At 57.0% G+C, this 19,251-nt stretch carries 19 protein-coding genes; all 19 read right to left on the bottom strand.

Annotated features, from left to right (window positions below):
• Positions 1-364: 364 nt before the first annotated feature.
• The 19 genes from GURA_RS17800 to GURA_RS17885 all read right to left on the bottom strand — a co-directional run bounded on the left by GURA_RS17800 (position 365) and on the right by GURA_RS17885 (position 19,160).
• On the bottom strand, positions 365-1,480 hold the full coding sequence (locus GURA_RS17800) for a PQQ-dependent sugar dehydrogenase (protein WP_011940304.1): 1,116 nt from the start codon (positions 1,478-1,480) through the stop codon (positions 365-367).
• Between the two features lie 121 nt (positions 1,481-1,601).
• Complete coding sequence (locus GURA_RS17805) at positions 1,602-2,474, bottom strand: Clp1/GlmU family protein (RefSeq protein WP_157046244.1); 873 nt, start codon at positions 2,472-2,474, stop codon at positions 1,602-1,604.
• 321 nt (positions 2,475-2,795) lie between these two features.
• Positions 2,796-3,422 carry an alpha/beta hydrolase gene (locus GURA_RS17810; RefSeq protein WP_011940306.1) on the bottom strand — a complete coding sequence of 209 codons (627 nt, stop codon included), beginning with the start codon at positions 3,420-3,422 and terminating at the stop codon, positions 2,796-2,798.
• A 526-nt stretch (positions 3,423-3,948) separates the two neighbouring features.
• Positions 3,949-4,359: a PIN domain-containing protein gene (locus GURA_RS17815; protein ID WP_011940307.1), complete on the bottom strand. Its 411-nt coding sequence runs from the start codon at positions 4,357-4,359 to the stop codon at positions 3,949-3,951.
• Positions 4,356-4,601, bottom strand: coding sequence for an AbrB/MazE/SpoVT family DNA-binding domain-containing protein (locus GURA_RS17820; protein ID WP_011940308.1), 246 nt, complete (start codon positions 4,599-4,601; stop codon positions 4,356-4,358). Before GURA_RS17820 ends, GURA_RS17815 begins: the two co-directional genes overlap by 4 nt.
• Positions 4,602-4,720: 119 nt before the next feature.
• Positions 4,721-5,683, bottom strand: coding sequence for an HD-GYP domain-containing protein (locus GURA_RS17825; RefSeq protein WP_011940309.1), 963 nt, complete (start codon positions 5,681-5,683; stop codon positions 4,721-4,723).
• A gap of 39 nt (positions 5,684-5,722) precedes the next feature.
• On the bottom strand, positions 5,723-5,923 hold the full coding sequence (locus GURA_RS17830; RefSeq protein WP_041245543.1) for a hypothetical protein: 201 nt from the start codon (positions 5,921-5,923) through the stop codon (positions 5,723-5,725).
• Between the two features lie 368 nt (positions 5,924-6,291).
• A complete protein-coding gene (gene adeC / locus GURA_RS17835) occupies positions 6,292-7,704 on the bottom strand; it encodes an AdeC/AdeK/OprM family multidrug efflux complex outer membrane factor (RefSeq protein WP_011940311.1) in 1,413 nt (470 codons plus the stop codon).
• A 150-nt stretch (positions 7,705-7,854) separates the two neighbouring features.
• Positions 7,855-11,025, bottom strand: a complete 3,171-nt coding sequence (locus tag GURA_RS17840) for an efflux RND transporter permease subunit (protein WP_011940312.1) — start codon at positions 11,023-11,025, stop codon at positions 7,855-7,857.
• A 55-nt stretch (positions 11,026-11,080) separates the two neighbouring features.
• Positions 11,081-12,268 (bottom strand): efflux RND transporter periplasmic adaptor subunit, encoded by a 1,188-nt coding sequence (locus GURA_RS17845; RefSeq protein WP_011940313.1) that lies wholly within the window; start codon positions 12,266-12,268, stop codon positions 11,081-11,083.
• Between the two features lie 43 nt (positions 12,269-12,311).
• Positions 12,312-12,455, bottom strand: a complete 144-nt coding sequence (locus GURA_RS24440; RefSeq protein ID WP_157046245.1) for a hypothetical protein — start codon at positions 12,453-12,455, stop codon at positions 12,312-12,314.
• Between the two features lie 51 nt (positions 12,456-12,506).
• Positions 12,507-13,082, bottom strand: a complete 576-nt coding sequence (locus tag GURA_RS17850) for a TetR/AcrR family transcriptional regulator (protein WP_011940314.1) — start codon at positions 13,080-13,082, stop codon at positions 12,507-12,509.
• 161 nt (positions 13,083-13,243) lie between these two features.
• Entirely contained in the window at positions 13,244-13,894 is a 651-nt protein-coding gene (gene lepB, locus GURA_RS17855) for a signal peptidase I (protein WP_011940315.1), read from the bottom strand.
• Positions 13,895-13,939: 45 nt separating this feature from the next.
• Positions 13,940-14,119: a hypothetical protein gene (locus GURA_RS17860; protein ID WP_041245545.1), complete on the bottom strand. Its 180-nt coding sequence runs from the start codon at positions 14,117-14,119 to the stop codon at positions 13,940-13,942.
• On the bottom strand, positions 14,103-14,669 hold the full coding sequence (locus GURA_RS17865) for an RNA polymerase sigma factor (RefSeq protein WP_011940316.1): 567 nt from the start codon (positions 14,667-14,669) through the stop codon (positions 14,103-14,105). The genes GURA_RS17860 and GURA_RS17865 overlap by 17 nt, the downstream gene beginning before the upstream one ends.
• A 316-nt stretch (positions 14,670-14,985) precedes the next feature.
• A complete protein-coding gene (locus GURA_RS17870; protein ID WP_232278936.1) occupies positions 14,986-15,987 on the bottom strand; it encodes an AraC family transcriptional regulator in 1,002 nt (333 codons plus the stop codon).
• A 20-nt stretch (positions 15,988-16,007) separates the two neighbouring features.
• Positions 16,008-17,288, bottom strand: a complete 1,281-nt coding sequence (locus tag GURA_RS17875) for an ATP-binding protein (protein WP_011940318.1) — start codon at positions 17,286-17,288, stop codon at positions 16,008-16,010.
• Between the two features lie 106 nt (positions 17,289-17,394).
• Positions 17,395-18,183 carry a class D beta-lactamase gene (gene blaOXA, locus GURA_RS17880; protein ID WP_011940319.1) on the bottom strand — a complete coding sequence of 263 codons (789 nt, stop codon included), beginning with the start codon at positions 18,181-18,183 and terminating at the stop codon, positions 17,395-17,397.
• A gap of 47 nt (positions 18,184-18,230) precedes the next feature.
• The gene (locus tag GURA_RS17885; protein WP_198134493.1) at positions 18,231-19,160 is read right to left on the bottom strand and encodes a class I SAM-dependent methyltransferase; all 930 of its coding nucleotides are present in this window, start codon (positions 19,158-19,160) and stop codon (positions 18,231-18,233) included.
• Between the last annotated feature and the right edge of the window lie 91 nt (positions 19,161-19,251).

Here is a 19,251-nt window from a genome sequence, read left to right on the forward strand (position 1 = left end):
CTGAAGTATGGCAGGGACTGCCCTGCCCGATTGGGCGAGACAAGCCTCGCCCCTACCATTGATATGTTTAACCACCGAAACAATACCTTCGGCTGGTCATCATTGTTGTATGATAAAAAAAGGCCGGGGGATTGTTCCCCCGGCCACGAAAGGTGCACACCTGGCAGTATGTAATTACTGTCCACGGAATTCCCGACAAAATAAGGGCAGAGTAGCCAATGGATATACCGGAACCTGGGTTTGTTCTCGAACCACCGGGTAAGGTACATCAGCTAGGCGAAAGCGCTGCCGGCACGATAGGTCTCATAACCCTTGCTGTGAAGTCAAGTCGGATCCCTAAGTCCGACAGACTCCCGGTGGCTGGTCATTTCCGGTAGCTGATCCGGTAGATGGCGCCGGCGTTGTCATCCGAAACGAGCATACTGCCGTCGGGCATGACCTGCAGATCGACCGGTCGCCCCCTGACCTTGCCGTTACGCAGCCACCCCTCGGCAAAGGTCTCGTAGGAAACGGCCCGGTTCTCCTTGAGACGGACCAGGGTTATCCGGTAACCGATGCGCTCGCTGCGGTTCCATGAGCCGTGCTCGGCGATGAAGATCTGGTTGCGGTAACTCTCGGGGAACATGGTGCCGGTATAGAAGCGCATGCCGAGTGAGGCCACATGGGAGCCCAGCTCCTTCTCCGGTGGGACGATCTGGTCCCGGCTGCGCTTCTCGCCGAATTCAGGATCGGGGATGTTATGCCCGTGCCAGTAGGGGAAACCGAAATGGAGTCCGGCCCGCGGGGCACGATTGAGCTCGTCAGGCGGCAGGTCGTCCCCCAGCCAGTCGCGGCCGTTGTCGGTGAACCAGAGTTCCCCGGTCCGGGGATGCCAGTCGAAACCGACCGTATTGCGCACCCCGCCGGCGAATATCTCCAGATGGCTGCCGTCCGGATCCATGCGCATGATCGTGGCGAAGCGCGGGTCCTTCTCTTCGCAGACGTTGCAGGGGGCCCCCACCGGGACATAGAGCTTGCCGTCCGGACCGAAGCGGATGAACTTCCAGCCGTGGTGGCTCTTGTCCGGAAAGGAGGCATTGACGGTTACGGGCCGGGGGGGATTTTTCAGCCGCTCTTCGATGTTGTCGTAACGCAGCACCCGGCTGACTTCGGCCACGTACAGGGAACCGTTGCGGCAGGCCACGCCGTTGGGCATCCGCAGCCCGCTGGCAATGGTGATCACCTCATCGGCTTTGTGGTCGCCATTGCGGTCGATGACGGCATACACCTTTCCTTCGTCGCGGGTCCCGACAAACAGGGTGCCTTTGGCGCCGAGGGCCATGGAGCGGGCACCCGACACGTTGCCGGCATAGACGGCGATGCTGAAGCCCGCCGGCAGTGTGATGTCGGTCGCCAATGGCCGGGCTGCGCTGCAGCCTGAAGCGGCTGCCAGACAGAGCGGCAGTGTCAGCAGAATCCAGAGGGCCGTGTGAAGACGCATGGGAACCTCCCGTACTTTCAACGTTCATGCTAATCATTTTATAGGTTGCCCTCGCCACGGGGAAGCCGCAACAGCCGATCCCGATATCCATATTTCCCTCCCGCGCCGCACGACGTGCGTATTAGAGGGCCACATCACCGAACACCACCCGCTTCACCCCGGCGAGCGACCCGAGGGGGGAGCGGAAGGTGATTCCTTCCCGGTCCGCCTCCATGACCAGGCCGAGCCCAAGGGTCTCATCCCCGTGGTTCAGGCCGATGACCGTGCCGGCGGCCAGTTGTTCGTGCCTCAGGCTCACCCGCTCCCCCAACCGGTAGAGTTCGACCTCGTCCCCGTGGAGGAGCATCTCCGCCGGTGTGGCATTCGCGAAATAGGCGGCCAGCCGCTCCCGGCGTATCCGGCTGCGGCTTTCCTTGCTCCTGGTCCGGGCTGCCGGATGGGGGTGGATGCGGCGGATCACCAGCTCGTCGAGCTGTCCGAGGATCGGCTCGCACTCATCCCGCCGCTGCAGGGCAATGATCTGGTCGGGCAAGGTCACGCGGATCTTGGCGAGCTTGAGGCCGCGCCCCAATTCGCCGCTGATCAGGCCGGTTGTGTCGATGAGCACGACCTCTGCCCGGCTGCGGGCCAGCTCCGTCAGCCGCCCGGTCGTCTCCAGCAGCCGGGGGACGAGCCGGGCCGGATTGGCCGAGCCGAGGAAGGAGAACTGCTCGCAGCGGTAATCGGCCAGGTCGGCCGAAGAGCGAAAGAGCTTAACCCCCACCGTACCCGGCAGACAGAGGGCCGATTGCCCCACGTCGGTGTCGACAAGGGCAACAGTAAGCCCGGTTGCCGTCAGGCCCGCAACCAGAAAACGGGCCAGGGTCGATTTACCGCTGTCGGTGGCGCCTAAAAGAAGGATTACCCCCCGCTCCCGGCGCAGCGTCTCCAGTAAATCCTCCCAGCCGGGGCCGGTTGTGCTCTCCATGCAGATTGTCTCCCGCGTCCTGGTCACCAGTGCCTCATTCAATTGGTAGCGTCACCCTTTGACATACAGGGTAATCTGCCCATACGGCTGGCCCGGCGGGTCCATTCACCAGGGTGTCGTATCCCCAATACGATTTTTCACGATATACATACACAGTGAACCATACATTTTAAAGGTTACAATATGCTAACGCTCGTTGATGGCTAAAATGGATGATGCGACTATAGGGGAAATAATCAGGCAGACAACGGGGGGATTGTCGGCAAACACTCGTGATGTCTCGTGTCAAGGGTTGCCATCTTTTCTTGTTGCCAGTTTCAGTTTGCGTTTCACTTGTTTCCTAAAAAATCAATTTACTGACACGGACTCTATGAAGTCTTTTAGTTTTCCAACTAATGATTCTCGTTCTTTGGCAAAAAGTTCTGTCCCGTGAGCATCTCCCGGAAAAAATATTGTTTCTTTTGGCTCAATAAATATTTCATGCATTTTACGTGTATCGTCTGCCCCATCATCAGATTCAGAATTTATTAGTAATTTTGGTATTCTTATTTTGCACAATTCATCATTATTATAAAAGACGAATCCTTCATAACTGATAGGAGCAGAAAGAGCGACAACACCAACTATACAGTCGTTATCAATCGATCTTGCTGCGACTTTTATGGATGCAACACCACCTCTGCTCGCACCAATTAGGACGATTCTCTTTGCCCCTGAAGTCTTAACAAATGAAATCGCATCTTCTAGTGTTCTCGATTGATCATCCATATGCTGAAGATAATCATATGTAAGGATCATATGTTTTTCCGAAATTAGTTCATTAACTATCGGAAGCCATTCACTTTGATCATTGGTATCCATATTTGAAAATATAATTGCCGTACGGCCTGAACCATAAAGTTTGCCATTGGTATTCTTTTCTAAAGATGATTGTGAAATTGGAATGACGACTGATTTTGTGTTGATTAATTGCATTTTTGAAATCCTTAACTTTTCTTTGAGTTCTTTTCCTAAAACTCGTTATTGACCGCTTCACGTGCGCGCGTGAACTGGTGATCTACCCAAACGGAACATTTAGTCCGTGAACATGAAAAAACATAAGCAATGCAACTCGTTATTAATCAGCCGCTGCCAACACCCCACCAGATTTGGATACCTCTATATGATCCTTAATATAACATTGACGTAACCTATCAAATTATAAATAAAAGCGACATTGACCAACATGCCATTTGGGCATGTTGAAAAGTTTCTCGCCAACAACCTGGTCTGAAGTTTTTCCCGCTGAAGGGGCGCACAGGAGTGCCACCTACGCAGGTGAAAACCAATTAATGCGCAATATAAGCCGGCTTTTAATCAATGTCAAAAGGAGATTACATGCTTCTTATTCCGAACGTTGTCTTTAGCCGCTATTTTGCGCATCTCGGAAAAACTGGTAATAAGAAGCCCCGGCCGTTTCCGACCGGGGCTTCTTTATAACTTCCCTTTCCCAAACCTTTATTTACGGCTCTTTCCGGGAAATCGCCTGAATGCGGGATATATGCTTCCGATCAAATGAATAAAGCTCCGTTATCCCCTGCTTTTCCATCACCGCAGCGATGTAGCCATCGATAAAATCTATGTTTTTCGACTCGTAATGCTCCAGCGCCCGCGCTACCAGCGGAGCATTGAGCACGTCAAGCCCGGACGTGGCAAGGATGGCCCTTATCAGCGGGGCAATCTCGGCGCTTTTCAGATCATAGGACGATTCAAGCACCCAGACAACCTCCGCAATCACCATTTCCGCAGTCACCAGCCGCACCTTCCCCGCGGCAGCCTCCTTGAGAAGACGCTCTACCCGTTCGGCCTTTGCCGGATCGTCGTTGGTCAGATAACGGATAAAGAGGTTGGTATCGACAAAACACGTCGTCATTTCATCTCCTCACGTACCCGCTTCGCTACGGCAGTCTTGGCCCGCGCCCGTTCCTCGGAAAAATCGCCTTTCCCTCTGGCCCGAACGGCGCCGCGCAGATCCAGAAGTGTCTTGACCGGCACCAGCAGCACCCTGTCCCCATCCAGAACAAAATCTACCTTGTCGTTCGAGCGGATGTGGAGGAGGTCGCGAATTTCTTTCGGAATGGTGACCTGTCCTTTGGATGTAACCGTTGACAGCATGATTCTTACCTCCATACTAATTCTTACTTATGAGTATAGGTAAGGATTAGCAGACTGTCAAGAAATGAGCAGGGTCACATTGTTGCAAACCTGGCGATATTACGCCTCATATTATCCTTTTAAGCAGGCTGCCTCTCGTTGATTATCGCCACAAAATGTTCGAACAAATCCGGGTTGAAGGCCCCGTTTTTGGAATCCTCGCGCATGACCTTGATTGCATCGGCATGCGAACGCGCCTTGCGGTGCGCCCGGTCCATGATCAAGGCGCTGTAAACGTCGCAAATCGCCGTCACTTGTCCGCTTCGCGGGATATCACCACCCTTCAGCCCGGTTGGATAGCCGTTTCCGTCGTATCTTTCATGATGGTAACGGACAATATTGAGCACAACCCCGCTATAATTTCCGCAGCGCTTCAAATACTCATAGCCTTTCTGGGTGTGTTGCTTGACGATGTAATATTCGATACCGGAGAGGGCGTCGTTCTTTTCGAGAACGTCGCTGGAGATGAAGGTCATGCCGTAATCGTGAATAAGAGAACCGATTCCCACATCGACCATCTCGTCAGGGGCCAGTTCAAACAGCTTTTCATGAACCAGCAGGGAAAGGGCAGCTACCTGGACTGCATGGGCAAAGATATAGAAGTTGTGGCTTATTACCGTTTTGAGTGATTCCAGGGCATGAGAATCCGTAGCTACATGTTGCATGATATGCTGAACCATGTTGCGGCATCGCAGCAGATTGGCGGCTGTTTCCGGTGATTCGAACATGTCGATCACGCAGTTCACCGATGTCTGATAAAGTATCCGGCCCTTGGCGGTGCTGCTGAGATCGTTTCTGGCGAGCATTTCCGTCAAGTTGTTCTCCATGAATTCGTTAAGAATATCCATGTCGCCGCTCCGGACATAGAGAAACTCCGTACGACTTCTCTCCAGACGGAGATGGTCCTCTATCGTGAACATCCTGTCAGGATCTTTGTAGAGCACGTAATTGCCGCCGCTCCTGAGATAGAGGGCCACGTTGGGGAAACATTCAGGGGAGATACTGTCGATGCTTATCGCCCGCCAGTAACGGTCTTTGCTCATAGATTATCCTCATTCCATTCGGTGGGGACGTTCATCGGTTCACCAATTGTCAAGCAGCCGGCAGTTGATGGCATTCTTTACTTCCTGTCTGAATTTGAGAAGCATCTCTTGCTCTTCGCCGTACGTGCGGTTTATGTATTCGGTAAGAACGGAGTGCAATTTGATCAGTTTGTTGCGATCCCCCATGGAAGCCCTCAGTTCCCTACGAAGATCTTTAATCGGTATAGTCGGAATCGCCATGTCGCACCTCTTGGGTCTGCTTGATAGAATATATCCGACCATGTATTGTGAGGCCGCCTGAAAACCTTGATCCCCTCGCGTTCATTGATGCGTCCACGACTGAAATATCCGGACACTGTCATCTCATCTTTATCGGCGCCAAAGATTGTTACTTGAGTGAAATTACAAGAATTGGGAAGAATTCGGGGACGGACTGGTTTTTCAGGAGCGTGGGCATCCTGCCCGTGTTTCGGGCGGGTTTATGCCCGAATACGGTTTGCTTGTAACCAATTCAAGCGATACATCCGCTTGAAACGCAGGCAGGATGCCTACACTCCTGGATATGCTGAAGTGACGATCTGAGTCTTTACTTTCCGATGGCAAACTTATCAGCTTCCTCCGCCCAGCACCTTGTAGAGGGTCGCCAGATTGTTGAGGCGGGCAAGACGGACGCTGATCATGTTCTGCTGGGCACCGTAGAGGGAACGCTGGGAGTCGAGGACGTTCAGGTAGCTGTCCACCCCTTTTTCGTAGCGCGCCTGGGAGAGGTTGTAGCTCTCGCCCGTGGCGTCGGTAAGGGACTGCTGCGCCGCAAGCTGGTCGTCGATGGTCCCCCGCTGGGCGAGGGCGTCAGCCACTTCCCGGAAAGCGGTCTGGATGGACTTCTCGTATTGGGCCACGGCGATATCACGATCCACTTCCGCCACCTTCAGGTTGGCCTGTCTGCTGCCGGCGTCGAAGATGGGAAGTGTTATCTGCGGCGCGAAGCTCCAGGCAAAGGCCCCCCCCTTGAATAGCCCGGATAGGCCGTCGCTCCCGACGCCCACTGAGGAGGTCAGGGTGATGCGCGGGAAGAACGCCGCCCGTGCCGCGCCGATGTTGGCGTTTGCACCTTTGAGGAAGCCTTCGGCCTGGAGAATGTCGGGGCGGCGGAGCAATACGTCCGACGGAAGGCCGGGCGCGACATCCTTTAGTGCGGTGAGCGTTTCGGAGAGGGCTGCGGGAAGTAGCTCGGCCGGAACTGGGGAGCCGACCACCAGGTTCAGGGCGTTCTCGTCCTGGGCCACGAAGGTGGTGTAGCGGGCAATGTCGACCCGCGCCGTATCTACGCTGGTCTGGGCCTGATGGAGGTCGAGGGCGGAGGAGACACCCGCCTCGACGCGGCTCTTGACAAGCTGGTAGGATGCCTGTTGACTCACCAGGGTCTCTTTGGCGAGCTGTAACCGCTCCCGGTCGGCGGCCAGGGCGAGCCAATTACCGGCCACCTCGGCCACCAGGCTGATCTGGACGCTGCGCCGGGCCTGCTCGGTGGCGAGGTACTGCTCCAGGGCCTGGTCCTTGAGGCTCCGCACCCGGCCGAAGAGATCCAGCTCGTAAGAACTGACGCCGAGGCCGACGTTGTACTGGTGGCGGATCATTGCCTGGCCGCTACCTGAGAGGTCCGCCGGCACCCTCTGGACGCTGCCGGCGGCGGAGGCATCGACCTTCGGGAAGAGGTCGGAACGCTGGATCTGGTACTGTGCCCGGGATCTCTCGATATTCAGGGCGGCAACGCGCAGATCGCGGTTGTTGTCCAGTGACAGGGCGACCACCTTGCGCAGCTGCGGGTCGAGGAAAAACTCAGCCCAGGGAATGTCGGCCACTGCCATGTCAGCCGGTTTCCCCGCAACGTCCTTGTATGCGGGGCCGCTCGGCCAGGCAGCGGGGACGGGCGGCTCGGGGCGGGTGTATTTCGGGGCCATGGTCGCACAGCCGGCGAGGGCGCCGGCCAGAACGGCAACGATAACTGTAGTACGGATCATATTGTCATCTCCTGGAAAACTTAAAACCTTAACGGGCACGGAAAAGGCGGAAAAATCTGATAACGGCGGATTAATCAAAACCCCAAATACGGTTTATAAATCCGCTTTGATCCGTTTTTTCCGAGTTCAATTGGCCTTTTCGGGTTCATCTCAAGATCCCTCCGGGGCGGGGGTAGCGGTTGCCGGTTCTACGGAAGGTTGCTCCGCCCGTTTCCTGGCAAAGAGTCTTGAGACCAGGACAAAGAAAAACGGGATGAAGATCAGGTCGATGAAGGTGGCCGAGAGCAGTCCGCCGGTTACGGCGGTGCCGATGGCGTTCTGGGCTCCGGCCCCGGCCCCCTTGGTCAGGGCCAGGGGGAGTGTGCCGAAAAAGAACGCCAGTGACGTCATAATGACCGGCCGCAGCCTGATCTTCACCGCCGCCAGGGTGGCCTCCATCAATCCAAGCCCCTGCTGCATCTGGTCCTTGATGAACTGGATGATCAGGATGGCGTTCTTCGTGGAAAGCCCAATGGTGGTGAGGAGCCCGATCTGGAGATAGATGTCGTTGGGGAGCATCCGCAAGGAAACCGCGGTGACCGCTCCCACGAGCCCCAGCGGCAGCATCAGCAGGTTGACGAAGGGGATGGTCCAGCTTTCGTACAGGGCCGCTACGGCAAGAAACACCACCAGGAGTGAGATGGCATAGAGCGCCGGCGCCTGGGCTCCCGCCTTCTTCTCCTCGTAGGAGAGGCCGGTCCACTCGTAGCCGATCCCCTCGGGGAGCTTTGATGCCATCCGCTCCATCTCGGCCATCGCCTCGCCGGTGCTGACGCCCGGCGCCGCCTGCCCCTGGATCTCCATGGAGGGGATCCCGTTGTAGCGCTCCAGGCGCGGCGAGCCATACTGCCAGCGGGGTGTGGCGAAGGCGGAGAAGGGGACCATCTCCCCCCGGTTGTTGCGGACATACCATTTGCCGATATCCTCCGGCACCATCCGGTATTTCGCCTCTGACTGGAGATAGACCTTCTTCACCCGGCCGTTCTGGATGAAGTCGTTGACATAGGCGCTTCCCCAGGCGGTGGAAAGCACGTTGTTGATGTCGGTGACCGACACACCCAGGCTGCCGGCGCGCACGTCGTCGATGTCGAGCTTGAATTGCGGGGTGTCGTCCTGGCCGTTGGGGCGGACCGCCATCAGCTTAGGGTTTTTCATTGCCATGCCGAGGAGCTGGTTTCGAGCCTCCATCAGCTTGTCGTGCCCCATCCCGCCGCGGTCCTGCAGCTGGAAGTCGAAGCCGTTGGCCATCCCCAGTTCGATCACCGCCGGCGGCGCAAAGGCGAAGGCCATCCCGTCCTTGATCCTGGAGAAGGCCCCCATTGCCCGGCCGGCGACGGCCTGCGCCTTGAGATCGGGGGTTTGCCGGAGTTTCCAGTCCTTGAGCTTGACGAAGGCAAGCCCCATGTTCTGGCCGCGGCCGGCAAAGCTGAAGCCGGCAACGGTGATCAGCGAATCGACCGCCTTTGTCTCCTTCTCCAGGAAGTGCTGCTCCAGCTGCTCGATCACCTTCAGGGTCCGTTCCTGGGTCGCCCCGGCCGGGAGCTGCACCTGGCAGATGATGAACCCCTGGTCCTCGTCCGGAAGGAAGGCGGTGGGACGCCGTACGAAGAGTACCACCATCACGACGACGATGGTTCCGTAAATGACCAGGTAGCGCACCGGCTTCCCGAACGAGCGGCGGACGAGCCCCTCGTACCGTCCCCTGCTGCGGTCGAACAGTCTGTTGAACCGGCGGAAGAACCCCCTGAACCAGCCGGACTCTCCCGGCGAATGCCCCGTCGGCACCGGCTTGAGCAGGGTCGCGCAGAGGGCCGGGGTGAGGATCAGTGCCACAAGAACGGACAGGATCATGGCGGAGACGATGGTGATGGAGAACTGGCGGTAGATGACGCCGGTAGATCCGGGGAAAAACGCCATCGGCACGAAGACCGCCGTCAGCACGGTGGCGATTCCGATAAGGGCGCTGGTGATCTGTCCCATGGACTTGATGGTCGCCTCACGGGGGGGGAGCCCCTCCTCGGACATGATCCGTTCCACGTTCTCCACCACCACGATGGCGTCGTCCACCAGGAGGCCGATGACGATCACCAGGGCGAACATGGTCAGGGTATTGATGGAGAAACCGCTGGCGAACAGCACCCCCATGGTGCCCAAGAGGACCACCGGCACGGCGATGGTGGGGATCAGGGTGGCCCGGATGTTCTGCAGGAAGAGGAACATCACGATGAAGACCAGGAAGACCGCCTCGATCAGGGTATGGAGCACCTCCTCGATGGAGATCTTCACGAACGGGGTGGTGTCGTAGGGGTAGACGACCTTCACGCCGGGGGGACAGAACTTTTCCAGCTCCGCCATCTTCGCCTTCACCCGCTCGGCGGTGTCCAGCGCATTGGCGCCGGCCGCGAGCCTGAGCGCCATGGCGGCGACCGGTTTCCCCTTGTAGCGGGCCAGCATCTCGTAGTTTTCGGTGCCGACCTTGCTCTCGGCCACGTCCTTGAGCTTGACCGTGGAGCCGTCGGGGTTGGTGCGGAGCACGATGGCGTCGAACTGCTCCGGGGTCTGCAGGAGCGACCGGGCGGTAATGGTGGCATTCAGCTGCTGTCCCTGGCTGGCCGGCATGCCGCCCAGCTGGCCGGCGGAAACCTGGGCATTCTGCGCTTGGAGCGCGGTGATCACGTCGTTGGGGGTGAGCCTGTAGTTATTCAGCTTGTCGGGGTTCAGCCAGATCCGCATGGCGTTCTGGGAGCCGAAGACCGTCACCTCTCCGACCCCCTGCACCCGACTGATGATGTCCTGGATGTTGGAGACCATGTAGTCGGTGAGATCGTTCCGGCTGAGCGTTCCGTCCTCGGAGACGAGGCCGGCGATCAACAGGAAGTTCCGGGTCGATTTGACCACCTGTATCCCCTGGCGCTGCACCACCTGGGGGAGGAGCGGCACGGCGAGCTGGAGCTTGTTCTGCACCTGCACCTGGGCCACGTTCGGGTCGGTACCCGCCTTGAAGGTGAGGTTGATCGCGACCGCCCCGGCCGAGTCGCTGGTGGACGACATGTAGAGGAGGTTGTCGATCCCGTTCATCTTCTGCTCGATGACCTGGGTGACCGTGTCCTGCACGGTCTGGGCCGACGCCCCCGGATACATGGCGTTTATGGAGATCTGCGGTGGCGCGATGGGAGGGTACTGAGAGACCGGCAGCGCCTTGATCGCCAGCAGGCCTGTCAGCATGATGACGATGGCGATGACCCAGGCGAAGATGGGTCTGTTTATGAAGAACCTGGACATGGAAAGCTCCTTGAAATAATCGGTCCGATCCTATTGATCCGACCGATCGGTCTGATTATTTATTTACCGCAACGGCAGCCGGTGCAGCAGGCTTGGCTGCGAACTGCACGGCCTTGACCGGCGTCCCCGGTTTCGCCTTTTGCAGCCCCTCCAGTATGACGCGATCCCCCGCCTTCAACCCGTCGCTCACCAGCCAGTTGTCGCCAACCGTCCGGACAACCTTGATGGGGCGTGGCTCTACCTTCTCCCCGGCCCCTATCGCCATGACCATGGCTTCACCTTGCGGATTACGGGTCACGCCACGTTGTGGGACAAGGATGGCGTTCTCGTTTACCCCCTCCTCCAGAATTGCGCGGACAAACATGCCCGGCAGCAGGGTCTGCTTCGGGTTGGGGAAGATCGCCCGCAGGGTGACTGAGCCGGTACTCTGGTCAACGGTCACTTCCGAAAACTTCAGGGTGCCCGGCAACGGATAGGCGCTGCCGTCCTCCAGCAACAGCTTTACCCGCGCCTGGCTGGCGCCGCCGCTCTTCAGCAGGCCGCTGGCCAGGTTCTGCTTCAGTTTCAACAGGTCTGCACTGGACTGGGTGACATCCACATACATGGAATCGAGCTGCTGGATGGTGGCCAGCGCTGCAGGCTGGCTGGCGGTTACCAGGGCGCCATTGGTCACGGTCGAACGGCCGATTCGACCGGAGATGGGGGCAGTTACCTTGGTATAGGCCAGGTTGATGCGGGCGGTTTCCACCGCAGCCCTGCTGGAAGCCAGATCGGCCTCGGCCAGCTTGAGTGAGGCACTTGCGTCGTCATAGTCCTGCTGGCTCACCGCCTTGATCTTCACCAGATCATGGAAACGCCCCTCCTTCAGCCTGGCCGGGACGAGATTTGCTTCGGCCCGGGCCTCGGCAGCCTTTGCGCTGGCGAAGGCTGCCTGGTAGGTGGCGGGATCGATCTGGTAGAGCACCTGGCCCGCTTTCACATCGGACCCTTCGGTGAACAGGCGCTTCTGGATAATTCCCCCCACCTGGGGGCGCACTTCGGCAATCAGTTGGGGTGAGGTGCGGCCCGGCAATTCCGTAGTAAGCGACACACTCTCCGGCTGGACAACAACCACTCCCACCTCGGGTGGGCCGCTTGGCGGCGGGCCGCCGGCATTGGTTTTCTTTCCGCATCCGGTCACCATTACTCCGGCAACCAGCAGCCCCGCGACGATGATCAGTTTGGTTCTGCACTTGTTTTGCATATGCACCTCATAGTTTGAAGAAATTGCCGGCCCAATCGGCCGGCTACTTGTCTTTTCTCACGAAGGCGATGAGGGCGATCAGCGCCCAGACCGCTATTACGAATGCGACAAATATGGTCATCGCGTCATCCTTTTGCAGCAGATTTGACGTCATGTCACTGCCGGCCACACTAACAAGAATGAACATTCATTCCGAAATGGCGAGCAAAAAAAGCTTCAACAGGGTCGCCCCCGCCCCCTATCTCCTGATCCCGTCCCAGCAGGCGTCCACGATCCGGGCGATCAAGGCATCGTCCAGCGAGATGAAGCTGAGGATATGGTCCCGCGCCACGGTCAGGAGCGGGCCGAAGGCCAGGGCAAAGAGGACGGGAAGGGGGAGATCCTTCATCACCTGTTGGGAGATCCCATCCTCGAAAAGCTCGCGGAAAACGTCGCACTCGCCCTTTTTTCCCAGAATCTTGTCCCGGCGAAACGCCACGCCGTAGGGGGAGTTGTGAAACTGCTCCAGGTAGCGGAAATGGAGAGGATTCTGGATGAAGTAGCGCAACAGCGCCGTGCCGAGGTGAAGAAACCGCTCCCTGAACGGTTTTTCCGTCGCGTATCCCTCCAGGAGAACCGCGTAGAGCTTCTCTTCCACCTCCCGGTAGAGCTCGGTGATCAGCACGTCCTTGTTCTCGAAGTAGCGGTAGATCGTCCCGGCCCCCACTCCGGCCCGGTCGGCGATCATCGCCATGGGGGCGCCGTGAAAACCGTATTCGGCAATAAGTTCCAAAGCAGCACGGACTATCTCGTCACGTTTGTCTGGCTTTGTCATGTAACAACTCCCCATTCGGAATGAATATTCATTCCATAATTACTTCTTTGAATTTTTTTGTCAATACATTCTTTGCCGGCTTCGCTTCACCCCGAACCGACGCGCGCTTTCACTGTTTGGATATAGTCCGGACCAGTCATACGTATTCCCCGATGCCCCCCCTACTCTATCAACCGCCCAATGCTCCCCCAGCGCACCCGCCACGAAGCCTGGTCCCATGACCAGTACTTGATGAACGCCTTCCCCCTGATGTCGCTATCCTTGATGAATCCCCAGAAGCGGCTGTCATAGGAGCGATCCCGGTTATCCCCCATCATGAAATAGGATCCGGCCGGGACCCGCACCGGTCCGAAATTGTCTCGCGGTGCCATATCCCGAGACAAAACCGCCGCTTCCTTGTGGACTTCGTGGGGATTCTTATAGAGCACCCCGTTCACGTACACATGCTTGTCCCGCACAAGGATCTCGTCACCCGGAACGCCGATCACCCGCTTGATAAAGTCCTTGGAGCGGTCCTCCGGGTATTCGAACACCATCACGTCGCCGCGCATCGGGTCGCGGAGCGTCAATATCCGCGTATCGGTAAAGGGGAGCTTGATGCCGTAGATGAACTTGTTCACGAAAAGATGGTCGCCGACGGCAAGTGTATTCTCCATGGAGCCGGACGGGATCTTGAAGGCCTGCACCACGCAGGACCTGATGATGAACGCCAGGACGATCGCCCAGATGATCGATTCGGCATATTCGCGGAATTTGGATTTTACTTTGGTGGTGGCCTCGTTCAGGGGCGCGGTTGCGGTTGCGTCAGTCATGTGATTAATCCTTTCTCTTTCTGGTTGTGATGGGTCGCACAGGTGTCAGAATACCGGTACCGCCTTGAGTATGCCGAAGACGGTTCCACCGCCCGCCAACGCATAGCGCAGTGGACGGGACCAGAAAAACCGTTCAACGAATGAGACTTTTTCCGTCTCATAGGCATGAACCCGCGCCATAACCTTTGCTACGAAATCGGGAGAAGGCTTAAATTCTTCGTTCATGGCCGACACCTCCGAAATGCTCTTTCAGCAAGAGCTTTATCTTTTCCTTGGCCCGAAACAGCCGGGTCTTTACCGTGGCCTGCGGCACGCCGCAGCTGCGGGCGATATCGTCAAGCGTTGCCCCTTGGAGGCTCATGAGGATGGTGGATTGGAACGGCTCGGGAAGCTCCGCCAATGTGGCCGCCAGCGCTTCATGATCTTCCCGCCTGATCAGCGCAGCCTCCGCTGTTTCCCCGCCGGCGGCGAGTTGATAAAACTGTTCCACCGGCACGAGTTCCATGCGGCCCTGCTTCCGCAACTCGCTGATGCACTGATTGCGTGCGACGATACAGAGCCAGGCCGGAAATGGGGTTCCACGGCTGAGGTCGAAGCGCGGCAGTTCCTTATATACGTTCAGAAACACCTCCTGGCCGATATCCTCCGCCAGATGGGGGTCTCTGACGATACGGAAGATGAACGCAAGCAGGTTGCGGTGGTACTTACGAACGAGCAGGGCATAGGCATCGACGTCTCCGTCTTGAATGCGCTTGATTATGATGTCATCGTCCATCCGCTCTCCGCTGTTTCGTTTCTAACTTTATATACGCCGGATTGCCGCAAAGGTTCCCGGAAAAATATTATTGTACCCCATTGCGCAAAAAAAGGGATGCCTGAATGGCATCCCCCTGAGCAAAATGTTAAAGCAAGACATGACTCACGCGACGACGCCCCAAAAGTAGGCGCTATTAAGCGACGAAAGGCTTTTAAACAAATTATTGGTTCATGGTTTTTTAAACGTTGCGTCGTCGCGTCGTCGCTTAAAAGCGCCTACTTTTGGTGCGTGAAATACAATATTTGGGTTCCGGCTTGTCCGGCTTAGGTTTATTCTACACGACCGGCACCCAGATCTCGGTGCGCAGATTCTCCGGCTTGGTCCGGCGCGGGTCGCGGTTCAGGTAAACCTCGAAGCATGGTTGGTCACGCAGGGTGCACCCACTGGTCGCAAGCCAGCCGGCGAAGATGTTCCGGTAAATCTCCGGCAGCCCGGTGTATGCCCCCTTGTGCAGAAACACGGCATAGCGACCCCCGGCAATGGTCTGGATCCCCACTTCCCCTTCCGGCTTCACATCCCCGGAAAAGGTGACACAGGCGTCATAGCGGATCTTCTCCTCTGCCGTGATAGCCGGGTCGTCGTGACCGATACCGACCATCAGCGTCTCGCCGGTCATCAGGCGATTTTTGTAGGCAAAGCCCATGAGCGCCTCCCAGGCGGCCGTGGCAGCCTCTCCATACGCTCCGGTCCGCCTCACGAACAGCACCTTGGTTTTCGAAAACTCCCTCATCTCTGGTTTCATGACAATTATCTCCTTCGCAGTCGAATTTTCGGCAAAGGAAAGAATCGTTTCACGCTGCTGTCCACGGAACTCGCTGGGACTCATGCCGAACCGCTCGCGAAAGGCGCGGGTAAAAGCTGCCGGCGTCTCGTACCCCACCCCCAGAGCCGTATCCGTCACGCTTTCGCCTGTGAAGGCGATCCTCGTAGCGGCCCGTTCCAGGCGCAACCGGCGCACGTACCCGGTCACAGTCTCCCCTACATGGGCGCTGAAGATGCGATGGAAGTGGAACGGAGAGAGGCAGGCAACCTCGGCCAACCGTTCGATGGTAAGCGGTTCGTCCAGGTTCTTCTGGATGTGGATCAGAACCCGGTTCAGACGTTCCTGATAGCTGTTGGTGGTGCTGGGGCGCACTACGTATCCCTCCTTGCCGAACATCACCGTAGCATCTTTACGATGAGCGGCGCTATTCCGTGCTTGCTGTTTTTTAAAGCGTACGTTGGCGGAAAGACGATAGCGCTGTGTCGTACTGTGGTCGCTTCCCTTCTTAACCATCCCCCCATGACTTGCCTCCGCTATAACGCCCCAAACAGATACCAGTCAGGAACGCCCCAAACGTTTTTGCGCAACTCGACTATTTCGTTACCCGGATAGACCACCAGCCCGACGTGCGCAGCTTTCGGATGCTCCGCCAAGAACATCTCCACGCTCCTGGCATCAGTGCTGGTCACGCGCTCAGAGGACTTGGCTTCGATGGGAATGATACCCCGTTCGTCGGCCAGGAGAAAATCCACCTCTAACCCGGCAGCAGTACGGTAAAAATACAGCTCCGGTTCCAGCGGCTGAAGTTGTTTCCACTTCAGCAGTTCGGCACAGACCCAACTCTCGTAGGCCGCGCCGCGACTGACGGAGAGTTCTCCCAATACGGCCCGGTTCACCCCCATATCGGGGAAATAGAGCTTCGGACTCTTGATCAGGCGTTTGCCGACGTTCTCGTGCCAGGGGGAGAGCAGATAGCACTGGAACGACATGGTCAACAGCTCCAGATAACGCTTGAGCGTATTGACCGCCACTCCCAGACCCCGCGCCACCTCGCTAATTGAGAGCAAGTTGGCGGTACGGCTGCACAGAAGCTTCTGCGCCAGGGCAAAGGTATCAATGTTCGCTACCTGCCCCACATCGGCAATATCGCGTTCCAGGTAAGTTTTGCGATAATCCTTGAGCCAGTTTAGCCGCGCAGTGTCACCTGTGCGTTGCCATACCGGTGGATAACCGCCCCACAATTGATGCTCATCCCGCACCTTCCTCAGGGTGCGCAACCGTTGCGGCGAAGCCAGTTGCAGTCGCTCCACATCCTGGCGTGAAACAGCGTGATCACGCCATATCCGGGAAAGGAATGGCGGTTCGCCATCGCTGGTCAGCTCATGCAGCGAGAACGGGTACATCTGGCAGAGTGCCACCCGACCGGCCAGGGTCTCTTGGATGTTCTTCATCATCAGCAGTTGCGAGGATCCGGTCATCACGAAGCGCTTGCGCTCGGCGACCGGCTTTTTGCATTCCCGATCCACCACCAGTTTCAGTGGATCAAACAGCTGAGGGATCTTCTGCACCTCGTCAAGCACCACCAGCGGCGTTGTGATGCTTTCAAGGATCGACACTGCAGAACGCTGAAAACGGAGCCGTTCGTCGGGATCGTCGAATGATATGTAGGTAAAGGGAAGATTAAGCAGCTTGGGAAGCTGCACTTCGCAGAGGGTAGTCTTGCCGGTCTGGCGAGCGCCGGTCAGGGCTACAATCTGCTCATGTTGCAAACGGGAGATTACGGTGTCGAGTATGGAACGTTTGATAGAGTTCATGCGGTATATCTATCAGAGTGATTGCAAAATTACAAGGTGAATTTGCAATCACTCTGAATTTTCTTCCATTTTCATTTTCTTCTTTTGTGGAAAATAAAACCCGGCGCTATTTCAGAATCCCCTTCTGCCGCAGCGCCGCCATCGTCAGCTCTTGCCGAAGCCGCCCATCTTCGGGCCTGGCAATCTCCATGTTCATGGCGAAAAACCAGACCTTGCCGCCAGTTTCCAGATAACCCACATACCAGCCGATCTGGGGTGAAACCTTCTGCCCCCAGCCGACTATCCCGGTCTTTGTCCGCAGGGTGTAGGCGGGGGTCTGCTCAATGATCATCAGTTTGCGCAGCAGTTCGTAGGAAGAGGCCTTGAAGGGGAACTCCCGGCGATACAACCGTTTCAGAAAGGCGATCTGCTCCTGGGCGCTGATCCGCAAAGCCCCTTCCAGCCAGAAGTTGCTCAGCTCCGGCCCAGCCTGTCCGTTGCCGTACTGTAGCTTCGCCAGCCAGGCGTTGTAGCGTTCCGTGCCCACCCGCCGGGCCAGATCCTGGTAAAACCAGATACACGAGGATTTGAAGGCGCTTTCAAGCGTCTGGTCCTTGTTCCAGGCCGCCACACCTTTGTCCGTGCCATCCCATTTCAACACTTTCTCATCGGCAATGGCCCCCTCCTCCAGCGCAATCAGGGTATTGGGGATCTTGAAGGTGGAGGCGGGGAGCATCCGGGTGGCGGCGCGTTCGTCGTTGTGGCTGTAAGTGGTCGCGCCATCCAGTGACGAGATGACTATCGTTCCCCGGATGTTTTTTTCCTTGAACAGCCGGGCGATGCCGGCGTCTTCAGCAAAGGCGGAGGAGGTCAGGGTAAACAAGAGAAGGGCGAAAAATGAGAAAGTACGGGGCATGGTGGTGTCCTTTCAGGGTTAGCAGGGTAGTTGCTGTAAGGTCTATTCTACTTTGTTCCAATTGTGTAAAGCACGCCTATATCAAGCCATATACCATCTTTGGTCGCGAGTTCGGCAACTTCCTGCATATGCTCCTGTCGGAAGCGCTCCAGAACATCCGGCTGAAGTTGCTTCAGCATACCGCGAAACCCGGCGTTCCATATCAGATCCCACCACTCGCTCGCGTCTGCCAGATAATAGCCCATGTTCTTCTGTTCCACCCTGATATCCCGAATGCCCGCCTTCTCGAAAAGCACTCTGCATCCCGCCTCAGTGGCGATCCGCTTCCAGGTCTGGGGTGGCAGTTGCACATGGTAATCGGTCAGCCGCTTTATCATGAGGTCTCTGAGCGGGTTGAAGTAGCTCTCCTGGAAATTGCAGATGGCAATTGTCCCGCCGTCCCTGACCAGTGAAGCGATCTGCGCAAGCTGGGTATCCATGTCTTCGACGAAAAAGATTCCGAAAGCGCATGTTGCCACGTCAAATCGGGCCTCGGCAAGATCGATATCCTGCATATCCATTTCGAGGAACTCGACATTTCGGACATTCTGTAACTCGGCTTTTTTTCGTGCCTGCGCCAGCATTCCCGAAGAGAAATCAATCCCTTTCACAGAGCCGTGCGGAAGATACGCGGATAGCGCCAACGCGGCGTTGCCCGTACCGGTCGCAATATCGATTACCCGTTCATTACCGTGCAGGCATAAGGTGGATGCAAGGTATTTGGCGCTTTCGGGAAAAAAACGGAGCGCCTTGCTGTCGTATGCTTCGGAGACGGTATTGAAGGTTTCTTTGATAATGGTCTTGCGTTGCGCGTTTTCCATATAGTTTGTCCTTTGGCTTTTCAACGGGTTGATGGTTTCCTCACCGGCAGGCGACAGTGATGCTTCCTTCGATATCTGTTCCAACACTTGGCTCCTGTTGTTTATGGTTCTTTCCATAATTTATCTTTCCAACCAAATAAAGTTTATGCGGTGCGTAGCGAAGCGGGGCACCGCATAAACTGGTGTTGAACTAAACCGCTTGTGCACA

Source organism: Geotalea uraniireducens Rf4, from assembly GCF_000016745.1.
Lineage (GTDB): Bacteria > Desulfobacterota > Desulfuromonadia > Geobacterales > Geobacteraceae > Geotalea > Geotalea uraniireducens.

What these genes read in the sequence shown, in the direction of transcription:
- GURA_RS17875 (WP_011940318.1), bottom strand. Translation starts at nt 17,288, where the DNA reads ATGAACTCTATCAAACGTTCCATACTCGACACCGTAATCTCCCGTTTG.
- lepB (WP_011940315.1), bottom strand. Translation starts at nt 13,894, where the DNA reads ATGACTGACGCAACCGCAACCGCGCCCCTGAACGAGGCCACCACCAAA.
- GURA_RS17850 (WP_011940314.1), bottom strand. Translation starts at nt 13,082, where the DNA reads ATGACAAAGCCAGACAAACGTGACGAGATAGTCCGTGCTGCTTTGGAA.
- GURA_RS17870 (WP_232278936.1), bottom strand. Translation starts at nt 15,987, where the DNA reads ATGGTTAAGAAGGGAAGCGACCACAGTACGACACAGCGCTATCGTCTT.
- GURA_RS17845 (WP_011940313.1), bottom strand. Translation starts at nt 12,268, where the DNA reads ATGCAAAACAAGTGCAGAACCAAACTGATCATCGTCGCGGGGCTGCTG.
- GURA_RS17825 (WP_011940309.1), bottom strand. Translation starts at nt 5,683, where the DNA reads ATGAGCAAAGACCGTTACTGGCGGGCGATAAGCATCGACAGTATCTCC.
- GURA_RS17865 (WP_011940316.1), bottom strand. Translation starts at nt 14,669, where the DNA reads ATGGACGATGACATCATAATCAAGCGCATTCAAGACGGAGACGTCGAT.
- GURA_RS17840 (WP_011940312.1), bottom strand. Translation starts at nt 11,025, where the DNA reads ATGTCCAGGTTCTTCATAAACAGACCCATCTTCGCCTGGGTCATCGCC.
- GURA_RS17810 (WP_011940306.1), bottom strand. Translation starts at nt 3,422, where the DNA reads ATGCAATTAATCAACACAAAATCAGTCGTCATTCCAATTTCACAATCA.
- GURA_RS17830 (WP_041245543.1), bottom strand. Translation starts at nt 5,923, where the DNA reads ATGGCGATTCCGACTATACCGATTAAAGATCTTCGTAGGGAACTGAGG.
- GURA_RS17800 (WP_011940304.1), bottom strand. Translation starts at nt 1,480, where the DNA reads ATGCGTCTTCACACGGCCCTCTGGATTCTGCTGACACTGCCGCTCTGT.
- GURA_RS24440 (WP_157046245.1), bottom strand. Translation starts at nt 12,455, where the DNA reads ATGTTCATTCTTGTTAGTGTGGCCGGCAGTGACATGACGTCAAATCTG.
- GURA_RS17815 (WP_011940307.1), bottom strand. Translation starts at nt 4,359, where the DNA reads ATGACGACGTGTTTTGTCGATACCAACCTCTTTATCCGTTATCTGACC.
- GURA_RS17885 (WP_198134493.1), bottom strand. Translation starts at nt 19,160, where the DNA reads ATGGAAAGAACCATAAACAACAGGAGCCAAGTGTTGGAACAGATATCG.
- adeC (WP_011940311.1), bottom strand. Translation starts at nt 7,704, where the DNA reads ATGATCCGTACTACAGTTATCGTTGCCGTTCTGGCCGGCGCCCTCGCC.
- GURA_RS17820 (WP_011940308.1), bottom strand. Translation starts at nt 4,601, where the DNA reads ATGCTGTCAACGGTTACATCCAAAGGACAGGTCACCATTCCGAAAGAA.
- blaOXA (WP_011940319.1), bottom strand. Translation starts at nt 18,183, where the DNA reads ATGCCCCGTACTTTCTCATTTTTCGCCCTTCTCTTGTTTACCCTGACC.
- GURA_RS17860 (WP_041245545.1), bottom strand. Translation starts at nt 14,119, where the DNA reads ATGAACGAAGAATTTAAGCCTTCTCCCGATTTCGTAGCAAAGGTTATG.